This is a genomic window from Pseudomonas syringae (genome assembly GCF_021606685.1).
Taxonomy (GTDB): domain Bacteria; phylum Pseudomonadota; class Gammaproteobacteria; order Pseudomonadales; family Pseudomonadaceae; genus Aquipseudomonas; species Aquipseudomonas syringae_R.
In genome coordinates, this window is the sequence record NZ_WKCB01000044.1 from 1 (window position 1) to 23,444 (window position 23,444).

At 60.4% G+C, this 23,444-nt stretch carries 24 protein-coding genes and 1 pseudogene; 14 read left to right on the top strand and 11 right to left on the bottom strand.

Going from position 1 to position 23,444, the window contains the following annotated elements; genetic code table 11:
• Nucleotides 1-145: 145 nt before the first annotated feature.
• Both GIW02_RS27055 and ptrR read right to left on the bottom strand, forming a co-directional pair.
• On the bottom strand, nt 146-268 hold the full coding sequence (locus GIW02_RS27055; protein ID WP_256347311.1) for a PA1414 family protein: 123 nt from the start codon (nt 266-268) through the stop codon (nt 146-148).
• A 142-nt stretch (nt 269-410) separates the two neighbouring features.
• Nucleotides 411-1,304, bottom strand: a complete 894-nt coding sequence (gene ptrR / locus GIW02_RS17070) for a putrescine utilization regulator PtrR (protein ID WP_236421949.1) — start codon at nt 1,302-1,304, stop codon at nt 411-413.
• Between the two features lie 104 nt (nt 1,305-1,408).
• On the opposite strand from ptrR, the gene GIW02_RS17075 reads away from it, so the two are divergent.
• Nucleotides 1,409-2,614, top strand: coding sequence for an MFS transporter (locus GIW02_RS17075; protein WP_236417623.1), 1,206 nt, complete (start codon nt 1,409-1,411; stop codon nt 2,612-2,614).
• Here the strand turns inward: GIW02_RS17075 and GIW02_RS17080 are convergent.
• From GIW02_RS17080 to GIW02_RS17090, 3 genes are all read right to left on the bottom strand, one after another.
• Nucleotides 2,526-3,968: an NCS1 family nucleobase:cation symporter-1 gene (locus GIW02_RS17080; RefSeq protein ID WP_236417622.1), complete on the bottom strand. Its 1,443-nt coding sequence runs from the start codon at nt 3,966-3,968 to the stop codon at nt 2,526-2,528. The two genes, GIW02_RS17075 and GIW02_RS17080, sit on opposite strands and share 89 nt — an antisense overlap.
• Before the next feature lie 197 nt (nt 3,969-4,165).
• The gene (locus GIW02_RS17085) at nt 4,166-4,564 is read right to left on the bottom strand and encodes a DUF2177 family protein (RefSeq protein ID WP_236417620.1); all 399 of its coding nucleotides are present in this window, start codon (nt 4,562-4,564) and stop codon (nt 4,166-4,168) included.
• Between the two features lie 52 nt (nt 4,565-4,616).
• Nucleotides 4,617-5,453: a S1-like domain-containing RNA-binding protein gene (locus tag GIW02_RS17090; protein WP_122810126.1), complete on the bottom strand. Its 837-nt coding sequence runs from the start codon at nt 5,451-5,453 to the stop codon at nt 4,617-4,619.
• Nucleotides 5,454-5,776: 323 nt separating this feature from the next.
• Here GIW02_RS17090 and GIW02_RS17095 point away from each other — a divergent pair, with 323 nt between their 5' ends.
• From GIW02_RS17095 to GIW02_RS17105, 3 genes are all read left to right on the top strand, one after another.
• Nucleotides 5,777-5,956 carry a hypothetical protein gene (locus GIW02_RS17095; protein ID WP_003193095.1) on the top strand — a complete coding sequence of 60 codons (180 nt, stop codon included), beginning with the start codon at nt 5,777-5,779 and terminating at the stop codon, nt 5,954-5,956.
• Between the two features lie 205 nt (nt 5,957-6,161).
• Nucleotides 6,162-6,884: a TorF family putative porin gene (locus tag GIW02_RS17100; RefSeq protein ID WP_236417618.1), complete on the top strand. Its 723-nt coding sequence runs from the start codon at nt 6,162-6,164 to the stop codon at nt 6,882-6,884.
• A 66-nt stretch (nt 6,885-6,950) separates the two neighbouring features.
• Nucleotides 6,951-7,817 (top strand): DUF6279 family lipoprotein, encoded by an 867-nt coding sequence (locus GIW02_RS17105; protein ID WP_236417607.1) that lies wholly within the window; start codon nt 6,951-6,953, stop codon nt 7,815-7,817.
• A gap of 53 nt (nt 7,818-7,870) precedes the next feature.
• Here the strand turns inward: GIW02_RS17105 and GIW02_RS17110 are convergent, their stop codons facing one another.
• On the bottom strand, nt 7,871-8,260 hold the full coding sequence (locus tag GIW02_RS17110; protein ID WP_236417597.1) for a transcriptional regulator: 390 nt from the start codon (nt 8,258-8,260) through the stop codon (nt 7,871-7,873).
• Nucleotides 8,261-8,414: 154 nt separating this feature from the next.
• On the opposite strand from GIW02_RS17110, the gene GIW02_RS17115 reads away from it, so the two are divergent.
• Nucleotides 8,415-8,690, top strand: a complete 276-nt coding sequence (locus GIW02_RS17115) for a hypothetical protein (RefSeq protein WP_236417595.1) — start codon at nt 8,415-8,417, stop codon at nt 8,688-8,690.
• A 49-nt stretch (nt 8,691-8,739) separates the two neighbouring features.
• Here GIW02_RS17115 and GIW02_RS17120 read toward each other — a convergent pair whose 3' ends face one another.
• Nucleotides 8,740-10,086 carry a DEAD/DEAH box helicase gene (locus GIW02_RS17120; protein WP_236417594.1) on the bottom strand — a complete coding sequence of 449 codons (1,347 nt, stop codon included), beginning with the start codon at nt 10,084-10,086 and terminating at the stop codon, nt 8,740-8,742.
• A 193-nt stretch (nt 10,087-10,279) separates the two neighbouring features.
• On the opposite strand from GIW02_RS17120, the gene GIW02_RS17125 reads away from it, so the two are divergent.
• The 3 genes and pseudogenes from GIW02_RS17125 to GIW02_RS17135 form a co-directional block, all read left to right on the top strand.
• On the top strand, nt 10,280-11,578 hold the full coding sequence (locus GIW02_RS17125) for a mechanosensitive ion channel family protein (protein WP_236417593.1): 1,299 nt from the start codon (nt 10,280-10,282) through the stop codon (nt 11,576-11,578).
• 83 nt (nt 11,579-11,661) lie between these two features.
• Entirely contained in the window at nt 11,662-12,948 is a 1,287-nt protein-coding gene (locus tag GIW02_RS17130) for an OprD family porin (RefSeq protein WP_236417592.1), read from the top strand.
• A gap of 13 nt (nt 12,949-12,961) precedes the next feature.
• A pseudogene (locus tag GIW02_RS17135) lies at nt 12,962-13,054 on the top strand (LysR family transcriptional regulator); the annotation flags it as partial.
• Between the two features lie 24 nt (nt 13,055-13,078).
• On the opposite strand, the gene GIW02_RS17140 reads toward GIW02_RS17135, so the two are convergent.
• From GIW02_RS17140 to GIW02_RS17150, 3 genes are all read right to left on the bottom strand, one after another.
• Entirely contained in the window at nt 13,079-13,960 is an 882-nt protein-coding gene (locus tag GIW02_RS17140; RefSeq protein ID WP_236417591.1) for a carboxylate/amino acid/amine transporter, read from the bottom strand.
• Nucleotides 13,961-14,163: 203 nt separating this feature from the next.
• Nucleotides 14,164-14,775 (bottom strand): FMN-dependent NADH-azoreductase, encoded by a 612-nt coding sequence (locus GIW02_RS17145; RefSeq protein WP_236417590.1) that lies wholly within the window; start codon nt 14,773-14,775, stop codon nt 14,164-14,166.
• A 151-nt stretch (nt 14,776-14,926) separates the two neighbouring features.
• Nucleotides 14,927-15,241: a 3-phosphoglycerate kinase gene (locus tag GIW02_RS17150; protein ID WP_236419862.1), complete on the bottom strand. Its 315-nt coding sequence runs from the start codon at nt 15,239-15,241 to the stop codon at nt 14,927-14,929.
• Nucleotides 15,242-15,290: 49 nt separating this feature from the next.
• Here GIW02_RS17150 and GIW02_RS17155 point away from each other — a divergent pair, with 49 nt between their 5' ends.
• The 5 genes from GIW02_RS17155 (at nt 15,291) to aqpZ (ending at nt 20,508) form a co-directional block, all read left to right on the top strand.
• Nucleotides 15,291-16,214 carry a LysR family transcriptional regulator gene (locus GIW02_RS17155; RefSeq protein ID WP_236419864.1) on the top strand — a complete coding sequence of 308 codons (924 nt, stop codon included), beginning with the start codon at nt 15,291-15,293 and terminating at the stop codon, nt 16,212-16,214.
• Between the two features lie 14 nt (nt 16,215-16,228).
• Complete coding sequence (locus tag GIW02_RS17160) at nt 16,229-17,032, top strand: alpha/beta fold hydrolase (RefSeq protein ID WP_236419866.1); 804 nt, start codon at nt 16,229-16,231, stop codon at nt 17,030-17,032.
• A gap of 3 nt (nt 17,033-17,035) precedes the next feature.
• Nucleotides 17,036-17,632 carry a peptidylprolyl isomerase gene (locus GIW02_RS17165; protein WP_236419869.1) on the top strand — a complete coding sequence of 199 codons (597 nt, stop codon included), beginning with the start codon at nt 17,036-17,038 and terminating at the stop codon, nt 17,630-17,632.
• A 94-nt stretch (nt 17,633-17,726) separates the two neighbouring features.
• On the top strand, nt 17,727-19,559 hold the full coding sequence (locus GIW02_RS17170; protein ID WP_236421951.1) for an ABC transporter ATP-binding protein: 1,833 nt from the start codon (nt 17,727-17,729) through the stop codon (nt 19,557-19,559).
• Nucleotides 19,560-19,806: 247 nt separating this feature from the next.
• The gene (gene aqpZ / locus GIW02_RS17175; protein ID WP_236413570.1) at nt 19,807-20,508 is read left to right on the top strand and encodes an aquaporin Z; all 702 of its coding nucleotides are present in this window, start codon (nt 19,807-19,809) and stop codon (nt 20,506-20,508) included.
• A gap of 11 nt (nt 20,509-20,519) precedes the next feature.
• Here the strand turns inward: aqpZ and GIW02_RS17180 are convergent, their stop codons facing one another.
• Nucleotides 20,520-21,644 (bottom strand): GNAT family N-acetyltransferase, encoded by a 1,125-nt coding sequence (locus GIW02_RS17180; RefSeq protein WP_236413572.1) that lies wholly within the window; start codon nt 21,642-21,644, stop codon nt 20,520-20,522.
• 283 nt (nt 21,645-21,927) lie between these two features.
• On the opposite strand from GIW02_RS17180, the gene GIW02_RS17185 reads away from it, so the two are divergent.
• On the top strand, nt 21,928-23,271 hold the full coding sequence (locus GIW02_RS17185; protein WP_236413574.1) for a putative porin: 1,344 nt from the start codon (nt 21,928-21,930) through the stop codon (nt 23,269-23,271).
• Nucleotides 23,272-23,444: the final 173 nt, after the last annotated feature.

Sequence of the window (23,444 nt, forward strand, 5' to 3'; positions counted from 1 at the left end):
TTTTTTTGCCCTGGCGCAAAAAAATGGGGGAGCGGGCTTGCTCGCGAAGGCGGTGTGTCAGTAAACATTGCCGTTAACGGGCCCACCGCCTCCGCGAGCAAGCCCGCTCCCACCTTTGATTCTGCGGCAGCCTTGGAGTAAGGATCTACCGACGACGTGGCCGACGCTGCTCGTCATCCGTGCGGATCGGCACCGGTTGCAGCGGTGGCTCGATCAAGCCCAATGCAACGCCTACGTCATGGAGCCAGTTCTGGATTTTCTCTTTCATGGTTGCCCCCTTTGAGGGTAATGCTGGTAGGCGCAAGTTCTGTCGCCTTTTCCTACACTGATAGTAGCCGTAAGTCCTACGTAATGCTTGAACGAAACCACAACGAACTATTACTGAATGGATCTAAATCCTGACTGATCGTTCAAGCAATCGCGCGCGTGTCCGGCAGCCGTTCAGTCTTGCCCTCTTGCTGGAGGTCAATCCACGCGTTGAGATTAGCGCCGAGCATACCCTTTCGCCACATCAGCCAGGTGGTCGCAGTGGCAAAAGGCCCTGTCAGCGGATGAACGGACACGCTGCCCTTGCCCGGCAGGCTGTCGAGCATGGATTCAGACATCAACGCCACGCCTGAACCGGCGATCACACACGCCAGCATGCCCTGATAGGACTCAATCTCAATCGCCCGCCCCATGGCCACACGCTCGTGGGAAAACCACGTTTCCAGGCGCGCACGGTAGGAACAACTGCGTCGGAACGTGAACACCGAACGGCCCGCGACATCCTGTGGACCGTGCACCGGCGGGTGGTCGGCTTCGCAGATCAGCACCAGGCGCTCTTCGCACAGCGGCACGCCGTCCAAGGCGGCAATGGTCAGCGGGCCGTCTACCAGCGCTGCGTCCAGACGCCCGGTGATCAAGCCCTCCAACAGTTCGCCGCTGGGCGCCGATTGCACCTGCAGGTTCACCATCGGGTGGGCCTTGTGATAGCGCGCCAGCAACTCGGGCAAGTGAATCGCCGCCGTGCTGTACATGCTGCCCAGCACAAAATCGCCGGCTGGCTGCCCGCCCTGCACGGCGCCTTGGGCTTCGTCATGCAGCGCCAGCAGGCGAGTGCTGTAGTCCAGCAAGACCTTGCCCGCAGGAGAAAGCTGCAAGCGCTGGCGTTCGCGCACAAATAACTCTACGCCCAGCTGTTCCTCCATCTGTTTGAGGCGCGTCGACAGGTTTGACGGCACGCGGTGCAAGCGCTCGGCCGCACGGGTAATGGAGCCCTCTTGCGCCACCGCCTGGAAAATCCGCAATTGACTGAACTCCATACTATTCTCCAAAACTGAACAAGTTACTCACTATTATTCATTTTTACAGAAAGTCAATCAGCATTAGCCTGAGGGTCATTCGCTTCTTTGCAGGAAACCTGAACATGTCTCCCCTGACCCGCCTACTCGCCAGCTTTATTGCCCTGATGATGGCCATGGGCATTGGCCGCTTCGCCCTCACCCCACAGATGCCACACCTGCTCAGCGAAGGGCAGATCGACCTGACCGGCGCCGGGCTGATTGCTGCGGCCAATTACCTGGGTTACTTCGTAGGTGCGGTGGATTCGATCTTCGCCCGCAGCCATCACCACGTGCGCGCTCGCCTGTACGGCGGGCTGTGGCTGTGTGTGCTGCTGACCTTCGCCTCTTATTGGGCGCATGGGTTCTGGCCACACTTGCTGCTGCGCTTTGGAACCGGGGTGGCCAGCGCCTGGGCGCTGGTGATGATCACCAGCCTGAGCCAGCCGCTGGCAATCGCTGCCGGGCGCCCGCGCCTGGGTGCCCTGGTATTTGCGGGGCCGGGCCTGGGGATTCTGTTGACCGGCCTGCTGGCGCTTGGCTCCAACCTGGCGGGGCAAAACTCGGCAACCTTGTGGCTGGTGTATGGCGCGGTGGCGCTGGTGATGCTGCTGGCGATTCTGCCCTTTTTGCCCAAGCCGTCCGCCAGCGCAGCGGTTGCCGGCAATAGCGATGCAGGCAGCAACGGCAGCCTCGCGCACTTGTGCTGGATCTACGTGTTGTACGGGCTCGGCTACATCATTCCGGCGACGTTCCTGTCGCAAATGGCCAGCGCGCAGTTCAAGGGCGCGTGGCAGGCCGATCTGTTCTGGCCATGCTTTGGCCTGGCGGCGGCGATTGGCGTAGTGGTCGCGAGCCTGCGGCGTAAAGACCCGGACACCACCCGCCGCTGGCTGATGACAACCTTGTGGTTGCAGGCCGCCGGGGTGTTCGCCTGCTTACTGGGCAATGGCTGGGGGCTGGCGTTGGGCGTGTTGCTGTGCGGCGGGCCGTTCCTGGCATGCATGCAACTGGTGATGGCGCGCCTCAGGGAGGTGGCGCCCCATGGCTACCAGCGCAGCACCGGGCTGCTCACCGCAAGTTTCGCCCTCGGCCAATTGAGCGGGCCACTGCTGGCGTCAATCAGCAGCCACCTGAGCGGTGGCCTGCAGCTGGCGTTGGTGATCGCCGGTGCAGGCCTGCTAATGGCTGGCGGGATATTGGTCAGCCCGCGACCAACGGCGCCGGTTCGCGAACCCGCTCACGCCGTGCCAGCACCAGGAAAAACAGCCCACCCAGGAAGCAGCCGGTAAACCAGGCGAAATTGGCCATGCCCTGCAACGCAGGGGTGAAGGTGATCGCGACGCCCACCAGCGTCGCGGGCACCAGGGCCTTGACCGCCGTCCAGTTCACGCCGCCGTCGAAGTAGTAGCGCCCGTTCGGGCTGTCATCGAACAGCGCATCCACGTCGATCTTCTGCTTTTTGATCAGGTAGAAATCCACCAGCAGAATCCCGAACAGCGGTCCGATGAACGCCGCGAGGATATCCAGGGTGTAATGGATCATCAGCGGGTTGTTGAACAGATTCCACGGGGTAATGAAGACCGAGGCGACCGCTGCGATCATGCCACCGGCGCGCCAGCTGATTTTGCTCGGTGCGACGTTGGCGAAGTCAAAGGCCGGAGAAACAAAGTTGGCGACGATGTTGATGCCGATGGTTGCGGTCACGAAGGCAAAGGCACCGAGCAGCACCGCCATGTTGTTATCGATACGCGAGACGGTGGCAATCGGGTCGTGGAGCATCTCGCCGAACACCGGCAAGGTGCCCGAGACAATCACCACCGTCACCAGGGAAAACGCCAGGAAGTTCACCGGCAAGCCCCAGAAGTTGCCGCGTCGCACATCCTGCATGCTGCGGCAGTAGCGGCTGAAGTCGCCGAAATTCAGGGTTGGCCCGGAAAAGTACGAGACCACCAGCGCGGTGGCCACAATCACCTGGCCGAACGCCTGCCAGCCCGACAGGGATTTTTCCGACAGGGTGAAACTGATATTCGCCCAGCCTGCCTTCCACACGATCCAGCCGGCCAAGGCAAACATTACCGCGTAAACCACCGGGCCCGCCCAATCGATAAAGCGCCGGATGGACTCCATGCCGGCCCAGAATACTGCAGCCTGAAGCGTCCAGAGGCTTAGAAAACCAAACCAGCCCAAGTAGGACAGACCCGCAAAATGTGGCTCTGCATACACTGCCATCTGTGGGAAAAAACGCAGCACTACGATGATCAGGGCACTCGAGGCCAGATACGTCTGAATCCCGTACCACGCCACGGCGATCAAACCGCGAATCACTGCAGGAATATTCGCCCCGAACACCCCAAAGGCCAGCCGGCAGATTACCGGGTAAGGCACCGCCGCCTGCTGGCTTGGCTTGGCCACCAGGTTGGCAATCAATTGCACGATGCAGATCCCGGCCAGCAAGGCGATCAACACCTGCCAACTGGCAAGGCCGAGGGCGAACAGGCTGGCGGCGAACACATAACCGCCAACGCTGTGCACGTCGCTCATCCAGAAGGCGAAGATGTTGTACCAGGTCCACTTCTGCGGCAGCGGGCCCAGATCCTGGTTATACAGGCGTGGGCTGTAGCCTTTGGGCAATTGTTCGGTCATCGCTTGGCTCCTCGAAATACCGGCCTGCGCTGCCGAAGCAGGTGCATACGGAAGGCGGCATGGTTTGTATACGAGGAAGTCAGCAGAATACGTGCCAATGGCACACAATCCCTCTAGAACGGCGCTCCAAAGGGATCTATGCAAGGCTTAAAGCAGGGACGTTGCTCAGCAACGGTGCACATTAATAGTGTACACAATCACTGGCGCACTCGATCTGCACACAGGTACCCGACGGTACAGCACGCGGCGGTGAGGACGGTGCCCCACGCCATGTCCATCACGGCGAGGCCGGCAGACCAGCCTTGCAGCGTGGCCCAGTTGCTCAGGTCATAAGTGCCATAGGCGACCAGACCCAGCAAGGCGCCCAGGCGGGCAGCGCGTTGCCAACTGCCGCTTGGCAGGACCGCGAACACCACGCAACCGAGGGCATACAAGAGATAGAAGAGAACAGCGGGCAGCAGGCGGGGCTGATCAAGCATCAACGAGCCGAGCAAGGCTTTGTAGGTGGGGCCCATGAGGACACCCAGCCAGAGACCGTCGAGCAGCAAAAACGCGATCAAGGTGCCAAGGTAGGCAAACAGCGATTTTCTAGACATTGATGCAACCTCTGTAGGAGCCCATTGGCTCCTACAGAAGAGCAAAACGCACTCAGCTTAGTTCAATGCGATCCGCGTGAATCACGATGTGGCCTTGCTTGTAGAGTGCACCAATGGCCTTCTTGAAGTTGCCCTTGCTGACACCGAACAAGTTGCTGATCACTGCCGGATCACTCTTGTCGCTGACCGGCAAGGTGCCGTTGTTTTCACGCAACTTGGCGAGGATCTTGGAGTTGAGGCTGGAGGCCGCTTCCTGGCCGACCGGTTGCAAGCTCAGGCTGATGTTGCCATCGGCGCGGATCTCTTTGATAAAGCCTTTTTCTTCCTTGCCCGGGCGCAGGAACTTGAACACTTCGTTCTTGTGAATCAGGCCCCAGTGCTTGTTGTTGATGATCGCCTTGAAGCCCATGTCCGTGGCTTCGGCCACCAGCAGGTCGACTTCCTGGCCCACCTGGTAGTTGGCGGGGGTCTTGTCCAGGTAGCGATCCAGGCGTGCGGTCGCAGTAATGCGCTTGGTGTGTTTATCGAGGTAGACGTGGACCACGCAGTATTCACCGGCGGTCATCTGGCGTTTTTCTTCCGAATACGGCAGCAACAGATCCTTTGGCAAACCCCAATCGAGGAATACACCAATGCTGTTGACTTCGACGACTTTCAAACTGGCGAACTCGCCGACTTGAACTTTCGGTTTTTCAGTCGTGGCGATAAGTTTGTCATCGCTGTCCAGATAGATGAACACGTTAAGCCAGTCTTCATCTTCACTGGGAATATCTTTGGGGATGTACCGATTAGGCAAGAGGATTTCCCCGTCTTGCGCACCGTCCAGGTACAAACCAAAGTTAGTGTGTTTAACCACTTGCAAGCTGTTGTAGCGCCCGACTAAAGCCATTTCCAAATACCCTCGTTACGTGGGCGGCATTCTACCCGAGTTGCGCCCGGCACGCGCGCCCGCCGGAAAAAACGCGGGCTGGCGTGGCTTTCTGCTGGCACCGCCCCGCTCGTCCGATCATACGGAGAAATTCAGTCATGCACCTGGCGCTCATCGGCAGGGTGCTTTCGAGTTAAAACAGTAAGTTAGCGGGTTATTTCAAAGATTAAGTTTGGCTATTTCCCAGCGCCGCACTTATTCCTGGGGGATATTTGCCAAGCAATTGTCAAGTATTTCCTGTACGATGCCTGGCCAAGTTAATTTTCTACAGGTTAGTGGCCGCCATGCGTGTAAAAGCATCCAACAGCAAAGCAAAGCCAGCTCCCGCCGTTGAAACCAGCGAATCGATCAACAGCCAGATTGCTGCTTTCCTCAAGTCCGGCGGCGAAATCCAGCAAATTGCCAAGGGCGTGAGCGGCCAGACTTTCGGCCCGTCCAAGCAGATCAGCCTGGGTAAAAAGTAAAACCTCGCAATACACCTGGTCCCTAAGCGTCTTGCCATCAAGGCGCTAGGACTAGAGCCTGAAATACCCTCCTGACTCAATCAATACTGCGCTAATCGACGAACGGGCCTCACCGCCGGGCATTCGTCGGTATCCTTGCACACGTCTAGCTCGGGCATTTCCCGGCCTCCCTCGTTACTGCTCCTCGCTTTTCATGGAGTGAAGCATGCTTAAACCCTGCATATTTCTGGTTACGGCCCTGGCCGCCAGCCCCCTTGCCCACGCACAGATATTCCAGCGTGAATTGGGCGACTTCGACTTGAAATTGGGCACCACCCCCAGCCGCAGCATGGCCCAGGGCCTGGTCAAGCCCACTTCACCCGGCAGTGACGCCTTCCACGGCGGCCTCGATCTAAGCCACGACAGTGGCCTGTATTTCGGTCAGTTTTCTCCGAACATGGGGCTGTCGTCCGCGAGCAACCTTGAAGTCGATTCCTACATGGGCTTCAAACACCCCTTCGACCAGACCCTGGGCTACGAAGTGGGGTTGATCCACTACAGCTACCCCAAGCTCAGCCCGCTCGACAGTCAGGAGATCTACGGTGGCCTCAACCTGTTGGGCAACCGTTTCGGCGCCTCCTTCAGCAATGACCCCGACCGCCAGGACAGCACACTGTTTGCCGACCTTGGCGGTACGCAGCCCTTCGGCATCGGCGTCAGCATGAAGTACACCACTCATCAGTTGGGCGCCCCCGTCTCGGTGGACGGCGGCTCCATCAGCACATTCAGCGACTGGTCGGTGCAATTCTCTCGGCAGTGGATGGGCGTTGACCTGGACCTGATCTACAGCGACTCCAGCCTCAGCGGCGGCGATTGCTCAGCTTACTCCGGACACAATTCGCAATGCGATGGGCTGTTGACGCTGAAGGCGGCGCGATCGTTTTATTGATGGGCTGAACTGTCGCGCCCGCCGCAGGTTCACATGCACTGACCCCCTCTGCCCAAGGACTCGCCCATGCTGCGTCGGCTCAAACTACTGATGGTATTGCTGACCCTGAGCCTGGTAATCACCGGCTGCAGCCGCGTCGGCCTGGCCTACCGCAACCTCGACGTGATCATCCCCTGGACCCTCAACGACTACCTGGACATGAACGCCGGGCAGAAGAGCTGGTTCAACGACAAGCTCAAGGAACACCTCGCCTGGCACTGCACCACACAATTGCCGGGCTACCTCGACTGGCTGGACCGCCTGCAACAGATGGTCGACACCAATCAGGTGACCGACGCCGCGTTGCAAACCCGTACTGTCGAAGCCAAGCAGGCCATCGCCGAGGTCGCCCGCGAGATCACGCCGTCAGCCATCGAGCTGCTCAAGGGGCTGGATGATCAGCAGGTCCGGGAAATGAACGATGCCCTGGCCAAGGACCTGCGCAAACGCCAGGACGAATACCTCAAGCCACCTTTGGACCAGCAGATCAAGGAGCGCGCCGCACGCATGAGCAAGCGCCTGGATGCGTGGATCGGACCATTGAGCGCCAGCCAGCAAAATCGCGTCACCGCGTGGTCGATTGCCCTGGGTGGGCAAAATCAGGAATGGATCGGCAACCGCGCCCGTTGGCAGGCGCAGTTTATCGAGGCCGTGCAGCAACGCCAAAGCGCCGACTTCGCGCAAAAAATGCAGCAGCTATTGGTGGATCGGGAAAGCCTGTGGACACCGCAATACCGCGCGGCCTACGCCCAGACCGAAGCGGCGGCGCGCGGCCTGATCGTCGACCTGATGGCTGAAAGCACTGCACAACAGCGCTTGAAGTTGACGCAAAAAATCGACGGCGTACGCAGCGACTTCAAGGCGCTCAAATGCCTCAAGGCCGCTGCAATTTAAACAAGTGGGAGGGGGCAAGTCCCCCTCCCACATGTTGATCCGCGTCTTACCCGTCAGGCTATCTGAGCCTTGGACGCCACTTCAGCGAAGGTCGCAGGGTCCAGCGCATCCGCCTGCTCATCCAACACTTGGCGCGGGTGATCATTACCCGGGATCGAACTGTCGATCAGCGCCAGCAATTGCGCGCCCAATGGCGTCAAGATGAAATTCTCACCGTTGCCGCCCTCATCCTCGGGGCGTGACTCGATGAACCCACGCTTGAACAGCAGCGCCTCATAATCGGCAGCGGTCTTTTTCAACGTATCCAGATTACCGGTGGCCTCGCCCGCTGTAGCCTTTTCGGCAGCTTCCTGCTCGGCGTATTTGCGTGGGGCGAAGCTGCCTTCACCGTTCTGCACTTCGTGCAGTAGCCGTTCGATCAAATCCCAGTTGTAAGTCGTCATCCTGATTCCTCCTGCAGGCATGGAAAAGTAGCCCGTCAAAAGGTGTGACCTGTCGCGCCATTGGCCGTTCAGCCCATCGGACGGGCGTCATTTCTCTGAACTTTCCAGACGTTCGCCCCCTCAACCGCACATCATCGCCAAGGAGGTCCGAACCATGAAAACCCTGATGAACCTGGCCATCGCTGCCGCGCTGCTCACAGCCCTGCCCGCCTGGGCCTGCACCCCCGAAGAAGCCACGGCCAAGCGCGAAGCACTGGCCAAGGAAGTGACTCAGCTCACCGAGCAAAACCCGGCCAAGGCCAAGGAAATCAATGCCGAGCTTCAGAAGATGGACCTGGACACCGAGAGCGCGGAGTTTCCCGACAAGTGCCAACTGATCGACGCGCGCATGAAGGAATTGAAAGAAGCCGCAGCCAACGCCAAAAATTGAAGGCATAAAAAAACCGGACAGCGTCCGGTTTTTTCACATCACCCAAGCCTTACTCGGCTGCAGGTTCCTGCGGCTTGCGGCGCTTGAGCGGCGCCATGCCGTCCTTGCTGACCAGCGACAGGTTGTCGGTCTTGGGGCGGTTGGCAATCTTGCGCTTGGTCGGCGACTTGGCGCCGGTTTTCTTCTTGTCGCCCTTGGCGTCGGTCTTTTTCTTCTTAACGCCAACGGCTTTGCCCGACGCCTTGACCTTTTTAGGCCCGGTGTAAGTGCCTTTGACTTCCTTGATGGTGCGGCGCTCGAACGACTGCTTGAGGTAGCGTTCAATGCTCGACATCAGGTTCCAGTCGCCGTGGCAGATCAGCGAAATCGCCAGACCGTCGTTACCGGCACGCCCGGTACGACCGATACGGTGTACGTACTCGTCGCCGCTACGTGGCATGTCGAAGTTGATCACCAGGTCCAGGCCATCCACGTCCAGGCCGCGCGCCGCGACATCGGTGGCAACCAGGATCTTCACGCCGCCCGCCTTGAGGCGGTCGATGGCCAGCTTGCGGTCCTTCTGGTCTTTTTCGCCGTGCAGCACGAACGCCTTGTATTCCTGAGCCACCAGGCGGCCGTAGATGCGGTCAGCCGCAGCACGGGTGTTGGTGAACACAATGGCTTTCTGATAAGTCTCGTTGGCCAGCAGCCAGTTGAGAATCTGCTCTTTGTGCACATTGTGGTCAGCGGTCACGATCTGCTGGCGGGTGGTCGCGTTGAGGTCGCTGACGTTGTTGACCTGCAGGTGCTCAGGGTTGTTCAGCACCTTGGCGACCATCTCACGCAGGGTCGAACCGCCGGTGGTCGCGGAGAACAGCATGGTCTGCTGGCGGTTGACGCACTCGGCCACCAGACGCTGCACGTCGTCGGCAAAGCCCATGTCGAGCATGCGGTCAGCTTCGTCCAGCACCAGCACTTCGACTTCCTTGAGGTCGAGGTTGCCGGCGTTGAGCTGCTCGATCATGCGGCCCGGGGTGCCGATCAGGATGTCCGGGACCTTGCGCAGCATGGCCGCCTGGACTTTGAAGTCTTCGCCGCCGGTGATGATGCCGGACTTGATGAAGGTGAACTGCGAAAAGCGCTCCACTTCCTTCAAGGTCTGCTGGGCCAGCTCGCGGGTCGGCAGCAGGATCAGGGTCTTGATGCTGACGCGGACCTTGGCCGGGCCGATCAGGCGATTCAGAACCGGCAGGACGAAAGCGGCGGTCTTGCCACTCCCGGTTTGAGCCGTCACCCGCAGGTCACGCCCTTCGAGCGCGAGCGGGATGGCCGCTGCTTGCACAGGCGTAGGCTCGACAAATTTAAGCTCGGCCACGGCTTTGAGCAGGCGTTCGTGCAGGGCGAATTGGGAAAACACGGGTGCTACCTCGAAGAAATACAAAAAATCAGCTGCATAGGGTACCGGTTTCGGGCGTCCAAACCGAGTGTCTTTACGCGAACGGTGCTAATCAGCTGCTTTTTTGTCAAAGCATTTGTCCAAAACGTCAACTTTATTGCACTTAAATGCTCTAATCGCCCCGTCTTGTCTCACAGAAGAATCGGTTACACCCATGGATATCAAACAGCTCTGGCTCAATGCCCAGGACCTCTGGGGCGCACTTGATGAACACCCGCTGCTGCATGCCAGCCTCGGCTTGCTGGTGTTGCTGGTGGTGGCTCTGCTGCTCGGGCGGGTCGCGCGCTACCTCATTCTCCACGCCGTCAAACTGCTCGGCCGGCAACCCGCCCTGCACTGGCTCAACGACCTGCGGCACCACAAAGTCTTCCATCGCCTGGCGCAGATGACGCCGTCCCTGGTGATTCAGTTCGGCCTGTACCTGGTGCCGGATCTGAGCAAGACCGCGATCCTGTTCATCGGCAATGTGGCCCTGGCGCTCACCATCCTGTTCATGACGCTGGCAGTGAGCGCCCTGCTCAATGCGCTGCTGGCGATCTACGCGCGCACCGAACACGCCCGCACCCGCTCGATCAAGGGCTATGTGCAACTGGCAAAAATGGTGCTGTTCGTGTTTGCGGCGATCATCATTGTCGCCACGCTGATCGACCGATCGCCGCTGTTGCTGCTGTCGGGTCTGGGTGCGATGTCGGCGGTGATTCTGTTGGTGTACAAGGACACCTTGCTGTCGTTCGTAGCCAGCGTGCAGTTGACCAGCAACGACATGCTGAGGGTCGGCGACTGGATCGAAATGCCCCAGGTCGGCGCCGACGGTGACGTGGTGGACATCACCCTGCACACGGTCAAGGTGCAGAATTTCGACAAGACCATCGTCTCCATCCCCACCTGGCGCCTGATGTCCGAGTCATTCAAGAACTGGCGCGGCATGCAGGCGTCCGGTGGGCGTCGTATCAAGCGCAGCCTGTTTATCGATGCCAGCGGTGTGCGCTTCCTGCATGACGATGAAGAACTGCGCATGACCCAGGTGCATTTGCTCACCGACTACATCAGCCGCAAGCAGGCTGAACTCAAGGCCTGGAACGAAGCCCAGGGCAACAGCGCGCAGCTGTCGGCCAACCGCCGTCGCATGACCAACCTCGGCACCTTCCGTGCCTATGCCCTGGCCTACCTCAAGAGCCACCCGGACATCCAGCCGAACATGACCTGCATGGTGCGCCAGATGCAAACCACCGCCCAAGGCGTGCCGCTGGAGATCTACTGCTTCACCCGCACCACGGCGTGGGCCGACTACGAACGCATCCAGGGCGATATTTTCGATTACCTGCTGGCGGTGTTGCCCGAGTTCGGCCTGAGCCTGTATCAGCAGCCGAGCGGCAACGACCTGCGCGCCGGGGTATTGCCTGCGGTATTGGGCGCCAGCCACCTGCCTGCATTGGAAAAAGCCGCGATCTAGACCGATTCAGCACAGCCATGCAATCGCTGTGCTGAACATTTGGCGACCCTTGGCCTCATTGGAAATCCTTTGAGGCAACGCCGATGCGCGCTCCAACCTTGTATTCACTGCTGCTGGCCGGCACCTGCAACAGCGTGCTGGCGTCAGGTTTTATCGACGATTCAAGCCTGGACGTGCTCAGCCGCAACTTCTACCTCGACAACAAGGAACGCTCCCCCGCAAGCAAGCCGCACAAAGAGGAATGGGCGCAGGGCTTTATCGCCTCGTTCGCCTCTGGTTTCACCCCTGGCACACTTGGCGTCGGGGTCGACGCTCACGCCTTTGTCGGGCTGAAACTCGACGGCGGCAAAGGCCATTCGGGCACCGGCCTGTTGCCGGTGGACAGCGCCGGGCGCAGTGAACGCGACTACTCCAGCGCCGGCGGCGCACTCAAGCTGCGTGTGTCGAACACCACCCTATCGGCAGGCGAAATGACCGTCGAAACCCCGGTGTTCGACACGTCGGACAAACGCCTGCAACCGGAATACGCCACCGGCCTGTTGCTCGACAGCCACGAAATCGATGCCCTGCACTGGCAGGCCGGGCACTTCACCGCCTTCAAGAACCAGAATGCGTCCAGCGCGCATGGCGATTTCAGCGGCTACGGGGCGAGCACCCGCAGCGGCGCCATCGACTTTATCGGCGGGCAACTCTTTGAAGGTCGGCCGGTGGGCGGCGCGCTCTATGCCGCGCAATTGAGCGATACCTGGCGCCAGTACTACGCCAACCTGCATGGGTCGTCAGCAAACTGGCTGCTGGATGGCAATCTCTATCGCAGTGAAGACCAGGGCCGCGCGGTGGCCGGCGCCATTGCCACCACCGCCTACAGCCTGGCGAGCAAGTACAGCTTCGCCGCGCAGTCGTTGACCCTGGCCTATCAGAAGATCAACGGCAACACGCCCTTCGACTTTGTCGGCGGCGACTCCATCTACCTCGCCAACTCTATCAAGTACGCCGATTTCAACGGCCCCGGCGAAAGCTCCTGGCAACTTCGCTATGACCTCAACCTGGCAAGCCTGGGCATTCCGGGCTTGAAGTTCATGACCCGCTACGTGACTGGGCGCGGTATCGACGGCACACACGCGCCACAAGGCGGCGCCTACAACCCGTTCGATGCGGACAGCGGCGCCTATCAACCCCAGCAAGGTCGCGGTGGTCGCCATTGGGAGCGCGATATCGACCTGCATTACGTGGTGCAGTCCGGCCCGGCCAAGGACCTGTCGGTGCAGCTTTCCCATGTCAGCCACCGCGCCAACAGTGCCCAGGCCGGGGACGATATCGACCGCGTGTACGTAGTGGTCGAATACCCGTTGAAGTTCGGCCTGCGTTAACCCTGCAGGAGGTGGCGCGGAGTGCTTCGAAGCGGCGCGGGAAGTGATTGCGGCGCTGGACGAAGCCGCGCAGCGCGCACGGGACGGGATTGGCGAGTTGCGCGGCGGGAGCCGCAGAAAACCCGCGCGTTCATTGAGTTTTTGGTGGCGCAACTGGCGCCATCGAGCGCACACCCAAGCGGCTGATCCACACCGCCCCCACGATCACCAACCCACCCAAGGCCAGGCGGCCCAGCGGCTCATGCTGGTTCCAGATCAGCAGGTTGAGCAACAGCCCCACCGGCACATGCAGGTTGTTCATCACCGCCAGGGTGCCGCCCTGCACCAGGCAGGCGCCCTTGTTCCACCAGTACATGCCGAGCGCAGTGCTGACCAAGCCGAGGAACACCAGCACGCCCCATTGCAGCGGTGCCTCAGGCAGGAAGTCAGCTTTGCCGAACAACAGGAACGCCGGCAGCACCACAATCAAAGCGCCCAGGTAGAAATACCCGAAGCGCCGGTAGTGCGGCAGATCACTCGGGTACCGCGCGACCAGATGCTTGTACATCACCTGTCCGGCGGCATAGGTAAAGTTGGCCAGTTGCAGCAGCAAAAAGCCCATCAGGAAGTGCGGGGTGATCTGGTCGAAGCGAATCACCGCCGCGCCCGCCACTGCCACGAGTGCGGCGACCAGCGCCCAAGGGTTGAAGCGACGGTTGAGGGCGTCCTCGATCAGGGTCACATGCAGCGGCGTAAGAATCGTGAACAGCAGCACTTCCGGCACCGTGAGCACGCGAAAGCTCAGGTACAGGCACACGTAGGTCACCCCGAACTGCAGGGCGCCGATCACCAACATGCCGCGCATGAAGCCTGGCTCCACCGAGCGCCAGCGAGTCAGTGGGATAAAGACCAGCCCTGCCAGCACCACGCGTATCAAGACGGCGAAGTAGCTGTCGACGTGACCGGCGAGGTATTCGCCGATCAAGCTGAAGGAAAATGCCTGAATCAGGGTAACAACCAGTAGATAGCCCATGTGCGCCTCGTTTCGAATGGGCGGGACATTAAAGGTTTTCGCTGTTTGAAGAAACTCGGGGCAAAAAAAACCCGACCTCGCTAAAGCGTCAGTCGGGCAGGAGCACTCAGGAGCAGAAAGTGCAAAGGGAGGTTCGTTACGCGTACTTGAAGGGTTTGCGTGGGTGGATATAAACACCATGCGATTATGTGACGATTAAAGCGTTACGCCGCTGATGCTACGAGCTGTACCAGCAGGGCCTTGGCGTGGTTGATGCCTTTTTCCTGGAAGTCGCCGCTCAGATTCACGCCCTCGGCATGAATGAAGGTGACGTCGTGGATCCCGATAAACCCCATTACCTGGCGCAGGTACGGTTCCTGGTGATCGGAGCTGGCACCGGTGTGGATGCCGCCGCGCGCGGTGAGCACGATGGCGCGCTTGCCGGTCAACAGGCCTTGGGGCCCGGTGGCGGTGTACTTGAAGGTCACACCGGCCCGCAACACGTGGTCCAGCCAGGCTTTCAGGGTGCTGGGGATAGCGAAGTTGTACATCGGCGCGGCCAGTACCAGGACGTCGGCGGCCAGCAGTTCGTCGGTCAATTCGTTGGAGCGGTCCAGAGAAGCCTGTTCGCGGTCGTTGCGCTGATCTGCCGGCTTCATCCAGCCGCCGAGCAGGTCGAGATCCAAGTGCGGAACCGGGTTGCGGGCCACGTCACGCACGGTGATCTGATCCGCCGGGTGGGCGGCCTGCCATTGGCTGATGAACTGCTGGGTCAGTTGGCGAGAAATCGAACCCTGCTCGCGGGCGCTGCTTTCGATGATCAGAACATTGGACATGGCTTCGTAGGCTCCATCTGTAATTGCTGTAAGTCGATGGAGAAAAGATTAACCATGGCCCATTCGATAAAAAAGCGCAAAAAACTGCTACAACCCATCTAGAAATTTGTTTATATGCGGAGTATTCCTGTAGACATGCCCCGCTGCTGCGTTATTTTGGGGCACATGCCAGCGCAATCCGCATCTTGATAATCGCGCGGTTGAATTTGACCGTGGTGTTGGTGCTTTTACCTGCCGGTACCGTCACCGTGCGGCGACGCGGGGCTTCCGGGCCATTGGTGAAGGTGACAGAACACACGGCGTCATGGGTGTCGTAGTTATTCAGCTGGATCGAACTGATGTCGCCGTCCACGTCGGACGCGGTGTAGTCGAGCTTCACGCCGTCGATCTTTTTAGTCACGTCGATGGGGTAGGCAAACGCGCTCATCGGCAGCAGCGCCAGCAATACACAACAGAATTTTCTCATTCGGCAGTCTCCAATAAGGACTGTCAGCTTAGGACAAGAGGAACACATCGTGAAAGCGCCCCGCGTTACCCTCGATCAATGGCGCACGCTGCAAGCCGTGGTCGACCATGGCGGCTTCGCCCAGGCGGCCGAAGCGCTGCACCGCTCGCAGTCTTCGGTGAGCTACACCGTGGCCCGTATGCAAGACCAACTCGGCGTGCCGCTGCTGCGTATCGACGGGCGCAAGGCGGTCCTCACCGAGGCCGGTGAAGTGCTGTTGCGCCGCTCCCGCCAACTGGTGAAAAACGCCAGCCAGTTGGAAGACCTCGCCCACCATATGGAGCAGGGCTGGGAAGCCGAAGTACGCCTGGTCGTCGATGCCGCCTACCCGAATGCGCGACTGGTACGCGCCCTCACGGCCTTTATGCCGCAAAGTCGTGGCTGCCGGGTGCGCTTGCGTGAAGAGGTGCTGTCCGGCGTCGAGGAGCTGTTGATGGAAGGCGTGGCCGACCTGGCCATCAGCGGTTTCAGCATCCCCGGCTACCTGGGTACGGAAATGAGCGATGTGGAGTTCGTCGCCGTGGCCCACCCCGAGCACGCCCTGCACCGGATGAACCGCGAACTCAGCTTTCAGGACCTGGAAAGCCAGATGCAGGTGGTGATCCGCGACTCCGGCCGCCAACAGCCACGGGACGTCGGCTGGCTCGGCGCCGAGCAGCGCTGGACCGTCGGCAGCCTGGCCACCGCCGCCGCCTTTGTCGGCAGCGGCCTGGGCTTTGCCTGGCTGCCCCGGCACATGATCGAACGCGAACTCGCCGAAGGCGTGCTCAAGCAGCTACCCTTGGAACAGGGCGGCAGCCGCCACCCTACGTTCTACCTGTACTCGAACAAGGACAAACCCTTGGGGCCAGCGACGCAGATTCTTGTGGAACTGCTGCGCACCTTTGACACGGCCCCTCTGGACGCGCCTTATGCCGCCCCCCAGCAAGCCTGAAACGGAGTTCATGCATGGCCTGGTTCGACCATGAAGGCTGCAGCCTGCATTACGAAGAATATGGCCACGGCGCGCCGCTGATCCTGATCCATGGCCTGGGCTCCAGCAGCCAGGATTGGGAACTGCAAATTCCGCTACTCGCCAGGCATTACCGCCTGATCGTGGTGGACGTACGGGGGCACGGGCGCTCCGACAAACCGCGAGAGCGCTACAGCATCGAGGGTTTTGCCTTTGATCTGATCGCGCTGATCGAACACCTGGGCCTGCCTCCCGCGCATGTGGTGGGCCTGTCCATGGGCGGCATGATCGCCTTTCAGTTGGCGGTAAACGAACCGGCGCTGGTCAAGAGCCTGTGCATCGTCAACAGCGCGCCGCAGGTCAAGGTGCGCAGTGCCGATGATTATTGGCAATGGGCCAAGCGCTGGAGCCTGGCGCGTGTGCTCAGCCTGAACACCATCGGCAAGGCCCTGGGCGATCGGCTGTTCCCCAAACCGGAACAGGCCGACCTGCGCCGCAAGATGGCCGAACGCTGGGCAAAAAACGACAAACGTGCTTATCTCGCCAGCTTCGACGCGATTGTGGGCTGGGGTGTGCAGGAACGACTTTCGCGGATTACCTGTCCAACCCTGGTCATCAGCGCCGACCATGACTACACGCCCGTGGCGCAAAAAGAAAACTATGTAAAACTGCTGCCCAATGCGCGGCTGGTGGTGATCGAGGATTCCCGCCATGCCACGCCCTTGGATCAACCCCACGTCTTTAATGCCACCCTGCTCGACTTTCTACAGACAGTCGAAACCACTACCCAGGATCACTGACCCATGCTGAAAAAAATCGCCTTCTTTGCTGGCTCCTTTCTGTTCGCCGCCAACCTGATGGCCGCCACGGCAGCCGCGCCGGCAAAACCTGCGGCACCGGCCAAGTCCAGCGCGCCCCACGTACTGATCAGCACCACCAACGGCGACATTGAAATCGAACTGGACCCGGTCAAGGCGCCGATCAGCACCAAGAACTTCCTGGCCTATGTCGACAAGGGTTTCTACACCAACACGATTTTCCATCGTGTGATCCCGGGCTTCATGGTCCAGGGCGGCGGGTTCACCACGCAGATGTCGCAAAAGCCGACCGACGCGCCGATCAAGAACGAAGCCAGCAACGGCCTGCATAACGTGCGTGGCACCTTGTCGATGGCGCGCACCTCGAACCCGGATTCGGCTACCAGCCAGTTCTTCATCAACGTGGCCGACAACGCCTTCCTGGATCCAGGCCGCGATGCCGGTTATGCCGTGTTCGCCAAAGTGGTCAAGGGCATGGACGTGGTCGACATCATCGTCAACTCCCAGACCACCACCAAGCAAGGCATGCAGAACGTGCCTATCGATCCTGTCCTGATCAAGTCGGCCAAGCGCATCGACTGAAGTCTGCAGGGCGTTCTTCAAGTAGCCCCGCGCGGTGCCCACAAGGCACCGCGCGCATTTGAACAGGAGAGCCCGCCAGGCGGGCGTCAACCTAATGCTCTATCGTCGTTTTGAACAACTGATCGATATTTTCCGCGACGCGCCCAGCGAAGCCCCTCCCGATAAAGTCCTGCCCTTCTACCTCTACTACCTGCGCCAGGTGTGGCCGCACTTCGCCGCCTTGCTGGTGGTGGGCCTGATCGGCGCGCTGATCGAAGTCGCGCTGTTCAGCTACCTGAGCCGCATCATCGACTTGGCCCAGGGCACGCCGCCGGCGAATTTCTTCCAGATTCACAGCACCGAGCTGATCTGGATGGCCGTGGTCGCACTGCTGTTGCGCCCGATCTTCGGCGCGCTGCATGACCTGCTGGTGCACCAGACCATCAGCCCCGGCATGACCAGCCTGATCCGCTGGCAGAACCACAGCTACGTGCTCAAGCAGAGCCTGAATTTCTTCCAGAACGACTTCGCCGGGCGTATTGCCCAGCGCATCATGCAGACCGGCAACTCCCTGCGCGACTCCGCCGTGGCGGCGGTAGACGCGATCTGGCACGTGGCGATCTACGCCATCAGTTCCCTGGTGCTGTTTGCCGAGGCCGACTGGCGCCTGATGATCCCGCTGGTGACCTGGATCATCGCCTACAGCCTGACGCTGCGTTACTTCGTGCCACGTGTGAAGGAGCGCTCGGTGATTTCCTCCGAGGCCCGCTCGAAATTGATGGGCCGCATCGTCGATGGCTACACCAACATCACCACCTTGAAGCTGTTCGCCCACACTCGCTACGAGCAGGAGTACGCCAAGGAAGCGATCATCGAGCAGACCGAAAAAACCCAGCTGGCCAGCCGCGTAGTGACCAGCATGGACGTGGTAATTACCACCATGAACGGCCTGCTGATCGTCACCACCACCGGCCTGGCGCTGTGGCTGTGGACCCAGTCGTTGATCTCGGTGGGCGCGATCGCCCTGGCCACCGGTTTGGTGATCCGCATCGTCAACATGTCCGGCTGGATCATGTGGGTGGTCAACGGCATCTTCGAAAATATCGGCATGGTGCAGGACGGCCTCAAAACCATCGCCCAGCCACTGGCCGTGATCGACCGCGACAACGCCCCACGCCTGAGCGTGCCCCAGGGCGAAGTGCGGTTTGAACAGGTGGATTTTCACTACGGCAAAAAGAGCGGGATCATTGGCGGCCTGAACCTGGAGATCAAGGCGGGCGAGAAAATCGGCCTGATCGGCCCGTCCGGCGCGGGCAAGTCGACCCTGGTCAACCTGCTGTTGCGCCTGTATGACCTGCAAGGCGGGCGCATCCTGATCGACGGCCAGAATATCGCCGAGGTGGCTCAGGAAACCCTGCGCGAGCAGATCGGCATGATCACCCAGGACACGTCGCTGCTGCACCGCTCGATCCGCGACAACCTGCTGTATGGCAAGCCGGACGCCACCGACGAAGAACTCTGGGCCGCCGTGCACAAGGCTCGCGCCGATGAGTTCATCCCACTCCTGTCGGACGCCGAAGGCCGCACCGGGCTGGATGCGCATGTGGGTGAGCGCGGCGTGAAGCTCTCGGGCGGGCAGCGCCAGCGGATCGCCATTGCGCGCGTCCTGCTCAAGGACGCGCCGATCCTGATCATGGACGAAGCCACGTCGGCACTCGACTCGGAAGTCGAAGCGGCGATCCAGGAAAGCCTGGAAACCCTGATGCAAGGCAAGACGGTGATTGCGATCGCGCACCGGTTGTCGACCATCGCCCGCATGGACCGCCTGGTGGTGCTGGAAAAAGGCCAGATCGCCGAGAGCGGCAGCCATGCCGAGTTGCTGGCTCACAAGGGGTTGTACGCCCGGTTGTGGCAGCATCAAACCGGCGGGTTTGTCGGCATCGACTAAAGCAAACACCGTTCAAAACGTGGGAGGGGGCTTGCCCCCGATAGCGGCATGTCAGTCAGCTCATCTGTCACTGACCCACCGCCATCGGGGGCAAGCCCCCTCCCACCTTTGATCGCATTCGTTCAGCAGCATTTGTGTAAAAACTCTGCTGTACTCAGTGCAGTGCCCAGACGGGCGCTGAAGTAAATCTGCAGGGAGCATCACTGATTTACTGATTCGGTAGAGCTATCTATCAAGGACGTGTTGCATGTCTTTGTTCAAACGTTCAGTCACGGAGGGGTTAGGTACGTTTTGGCTGGTGTTGGGCGGTTGCGGGAGTGCGGTGTTGGCCGCAGCGTTCCCGGCAGTCGGGATCGGGTTGTTGGGCGTGTCGCTGGCATTCGGGCTGACGGTGCTGACCATGGCGGTCGCCATCGGGCACATCAGCGGTTGCCACCTCAACCCGGCGGTATCGGTAGGGCTGGTCATGGGTGGGCGGTTTCCGGCCCGGGAGTTACCGGCGTATATCGTGGCCCAAGTCATTGGCGGGGTAGTTGCCGCCGCGTTGTTGTACTTTATTGCCAGCGGCAAACCGGGCTATGAACTGGCCGGCGGCCTGGCATCAAACGGCTATGGCGCACATTCCCCCGGCGGCTACTCGCTGGCGGCGGGGTTTGTGAGTGAGCTGGTGATGACCGCGATGTTCCTGCTGATCATCCTCGGCGCCACCGACCACCGTGCCCCCAAGGGCCTCGCCCCCATCGCCATTGGCCTGGCGCTCACGTTGATCCACCTGGTCTCCATTCCCGTCACCAACACCTCGGTCAACCCGGCCCGCAGTACCGGGCCTGCGCTGATTGTGGGCGGGTGGGCGGTCCAGCAGTTGTGGATGTTCTGGCTCGCGCCGATGCTCGGTGCAGTGCTTGCCGGTGTCACCTATCGATGGCTGGGCAAGGAGGATCCGGCCTGACGCAAACGGGTTCAGCCCTGCCGATACGGCAGGGCTGCCCTCGCCTCCTCGGCATACGCCAGAATCCCCACCCGCTCGCGCTCCAGAAAGTCCTCTACAGCACTCTTCAACCCCGGATGGCGCAGGTAGTGCCATGACCGCGTGATCACCGGCTCAAAGCCTCGAATCAACTTGTGCTCGCCCTGGGCACCGGCGTCGAAACGTTGCAGGCCATGGGCGATGGCGTAGTCCATGCCCTGGTAGAAACACGTTTCGAAATGCAGTCGGTCGAACTCGGCCAGGCAACCCCAGTAACGACCGTAGAAACTGTCGCCGCCGATCAGGCTGAAGGCCATGGCCACCGGGCGTGAGCCCTGCTTGGCCAGCACCACGCGAATCGCCTCGGGCGTGCGCTCGGCCAGCAGGCTGAAAAACGCGCGGGTCAGGTAGGGCGTTTGTCGGCGTACCGCGTAGGTGTTGGCGTAGCAGGCGTAGACAAAATCCCACTGCGCCTCGCTCAGTTCATGGCCTTGCAACCATTCGAAGTCGATGCCCTGCCCCGCCACCTGCTCACGCTCCTTGCGCATCTGTTTGCGCTTGCGTGAACTCAGGGCGTCAAGGAAATCCTGGAAGTCGCGGTAGCCACGGTTCTGCCAGTGAAATTGGCAACCCAGGCGCTGCAGCCAATCCGGCTGGCTGGCCAAAGCCTCATCGGCCAGCGCATCGGTAAAGTTGATGTGGGCGCTGGAAAGCCCTTCGATTTCCAGGTAGCCCGGCAGGCTGTTGAGCAACTCGAAACCGTCTTGGGCACTGCGCGCCAGCAAGCGTGGCCCGCTGACCGGGCTGAACGGCACCGCCGTCAGCAGCTTGGGGTAGTAATCAATCCCCGCCCGCGCACAGGCATCGGCCCAACCGTGATCGAACACGTACTCGCCATAAGAGTGCCACTTGCGATAACTGGGCAAGGCCGCCACCAGCCGCTCGCCCTCCCAGTGCAACAGATGCTCGGCCTGCCAGCCCGACTGCGGGCCCAGGCTCGCGCTGTCTTCGAGTGCGCTCAAGAAGGCATGGCGCACAAAGGGCTGGGCCTCTGGCACCAGCGCATCCCAAACCTGCGGGGCGATTTCGGACAGGCTGTCCAGGCGTTGCAACGGCATCGGCATCCTCACTACGTCATGGCGTGAAAGCCTCGCGAGTATCGCTTATCGCCAGCCCGGGCACACCCTCAAATCGCCGGACAGCGCTCTAAACCAATAGTTTCATTCATAAATAAATTGTCATCTACATGACATCACTTAGCCACTGCTTCGTCATAAACGATCGCGATACTGACGCCTGTTTTTAGAGCGCCTGGTTCTATCAGGTGGTTATTTTTCCGTCCGTCATCGGTCGGTTGTGTTCTGGATGGTTTGCCATCCCTCCTCACTTTCGGAGATTGATATGCGTCTTGCTTCCACTAAAACTGCGGCGGCCCTGTGTGGCGGCCTGTTGCTGGCCCTGAGCGTTCCGGCCAGCGCCGCAGTCGACGCTAAATTGCTCGACATGCTCAAGGCCAACGGTCAGATCACCGCAGCGCAGTACACCGAACTGCAAGCGGAATTGGCCAAGGACCAGAAAGAAAAGCAGATCGCACAGCAAGCTCAACAAGAAACCAACGAACAGATCGCGGCCACCGCGAAGAAAACCAACGACCTGAGCGTCTTCGACCAGAAGCTCGCCTGGGCCGCCAAGACTCAGTTCAAGGGCGACGTGCGCATGCGTCACGAAACCATCAAGGTCGACGGCGAAAATGGCGTCACCCGCGCTGGCGTCACTGGCCGTGACAAGGACCGTGAACGCATCCGCGCCCGCCTCGGCGCCTACACCGAAATCAACCCGCAAGTGGACACCGGTATCCGTATCGCCACTGGCGGCGGCAGCGATGCGCGCTCCACCAACCAGGACCTGGACGGCTACTTCGATAAAAAATCGATCTGGCTGGACCTCGGCTACATCGACTACCACCCTGACCAGATCAAGAACCTGCACATCATCGGCGGCAAAATGCTGCAGCCGTGGGTCAACATGGGCGACGTGATCTGGGATAGCGACATCAACCCAGAAGGTCTGGCCCTCACCTACAAGTACCCATTGGGTGGCAGCGCCGAGCTGTTCGGCAGCCTGGGTAACTACAACCTCAAGGACAACGTGGACGGCGACGGCGTGCAATACCGCCATGACCTGCGCCTGACCACCGGCCAGTTGGGCACCCGTTTCTCGCTAACCGACAACCTGAAAGTGACCCTGGGCGGCAGCATCTACGCCTACCAGAACGATGAAGACGTCACCCCCGGCGGGAGCAGCAACCCGAGCGTACTGGCGACTAATGGCAACACGCCAAACGGCGAGTTCCGACTGTATGAAGGCTTCAGCCAAGTCGATATCGGCGGCCTGGCGGTACCACTGTCGTTCTACGGCCAGTACGTGAAAAACAACGACGCAATCGACGATTCGGACACTGCCTGGTTGCTCGGTGCCAAGTCCAAGGTGTTTGGCTTCAACCTGGATTACAACTATCGCGACGTTGAGAAAAACGCCGTGGTCGGCGCCTTTACCGACTCGGACTTCGGCGGCGGCTTCACCGGTTCGCGCGGTCACAAGTTCAAGGTTGGCTACGACATCGACAAGAACTTCTCGGTCGGTGCCACGTACTTCCTGACCAAGACCGACACCTACAGCCGCACGCGCCTGAACGACAGCGCCAAGGCCAACACCTTCCAGCTGGACGCAGAAGCCAAGTTCTAAGGGTAAATGCAATAAGCCTTGGGCCAGGACGGCCCGAGGTGGCTGTACAGTCTTGCGTGGGTGGATCGGTCCCCATCATCCGTCCGAGTCACCCACGCGAGCCTGCTTGACCCCCGCCTTTATCGACGCTGAGTCACTCGCCAGCCACTTTGACTGTGCAAACCAAATCAGCG

Bases quoted from the DNA above. Each gene is read 5' to 3' on its own strand.
- GIW02_RS17115 (WP_236417595.1), top strand. From the start codon at position 8,415: ATGAAAACCCTGATGAACCTGGCCATCGCTGCCGCGCTGCTCACAGCC.
- GIW02_RS17140 (WP_236417591.1), bottom strand. From the start codon at position 13,960: ATGGGCTATCTACTGGTTGTTACCCTGATTCAGGCATTTTCCTTCAGC.
- GIW02_RS17180 (WP_236413572.1), bottom strand. From the start codon at position 21,644: ATGCCGTTGCAACGCCTGGACAGCCTGTCCGAAATCGCCCCGCAGGTT.
- GIW02_RS17165 (WP_236419869.1), top strand. From the start codon at position 17,036: ATGCTGAAAAAAATCGCCTTCTTTGCTGGCTCCTTTCTGTTCGCCGCC.
- GIW02_RS27055 (WP_256347311.1), bottom strand. From the start codon at position 268: ATGAAAGAGAAAATCCAGAACTGGCTCCATGACGTAGGCGTTGCATTG.
- GIW02_RS17105 (WP_236417607.1), top strand. From the start codon at position 6,951: ATGCTGCGTCGGCTCAAACTACTGATGGTATTGCTGACCCTGAGCCTG.
- GIW02_RS17170 (WP_236421951.1), top strand. From the start codon at position 17,727: ATGCTCTATCGTCGTTTTGAACAACTGATCGATATTTTCCGCGACGCG.
- GIW02_RS17110 (WP_236417597.1), bottom strand. From the start codon at position 8,260: ATGACGACTTACAACTGGGATTTGATCGAACGGCTACTGCACGAAGTG.
- GIW02_RS17185 (WP_236413574.1), top strand. From the start codon at position 21,928: ATGCGTCTTGCTTCCACTAAAACTGCGGCGGCCCTGTGTGGCGGCCTG.
- GIW02_RS17100 (WP_236417618.1), top strand. From the start codon at position 6,162: ATGCTTAAACCCTGCATATTTCTGGTTACGGCCCTGGCCGCCAGCCCC.
- GIW02_RS17085 (WP_236417620.1), bottom strand. From the start codon at position 4,564: ATGTCTAGAAAATCGCTGTTTGCCTACCTTGGCACCTTGATCGCGTTT.
- GIW02_RS17150 (WP_236419862.1), bottom strand. From the start codon at position 15,241: ATGAGAAAATTCTGTTGTGTATTGCTGGCGCTGCTGCCGATGAGCGCG.
- GIW02_RS17075 (WP_236417623.1), top strand. From the start codon at position 1,409: ATGTCTCCCCTGACCCGCCTACTCGCCAGCTTTATTGCCCTGATGATG.
- aqpZ (WP_236413570.1), top strand. From the start codon at position 19,807: ATGTCTTTGTTCAAACGTTCAGTCACGGAGGGGTTAGGTACGTTTTGG.
- GIW02_RS17130 (WP_236417592.1), top strand. From the start codon at position 11,662: ATGCGCGCTCCAACCTTGTATTCACTGCTGCTGGCCGGCACCTGCAAC.
- GIW02_RS17125 (WP_236417593.1), top strand. From the start codon at position 10,280: ATGGATATCAAACAGCTCTGGCTCAATGCCCAGGACCTCTGGGGCGCA.
- ptrR (WP_236421949.1), bottom strand. From the start codon at position 1,304: ATGGAGTTCAGTCAATTGCGGATTTTCCAGGCGGTGGCGCAAGAGGGC.
- GIW02_RS17090 (WP_122810126.1), bottom strand. From the start codon at position 5,453: ATGGCTTTAGTCGGGCGCTACAACAGCTTGCAAGTGGTTAAACACACT.
- GIW02_RS17080 (WP_236417622.1), bottom strand. From the start codon at position 3,968: ATGACCGAACAATTGCCCAAAGGCTACAGCCCACGCCTGTATAACCAG.
- GIW02_RS17095 (WP_003193095.1), top strand. From the start codon at position 5,777: ATGCGTGTAAAAGCATCCAACAGCAAAGCAAAGCCAGCTCCCGCCGTT.
- GIW02_RS17145 (WP_236417590.1), bottom strand. From the start codon at position 14,775: ATGTCCAATGTTCTGATCATCGAAAGCAGCGCCCGCGAGCAGGGTTCG.
- GIW02_RS17160 (WP_236419866.1), top strand. From the start codon at position 16,229: ATGGCCTGGTTCGACCATGAAGGCTGCAGCCTGCATTACGAAGAATAT.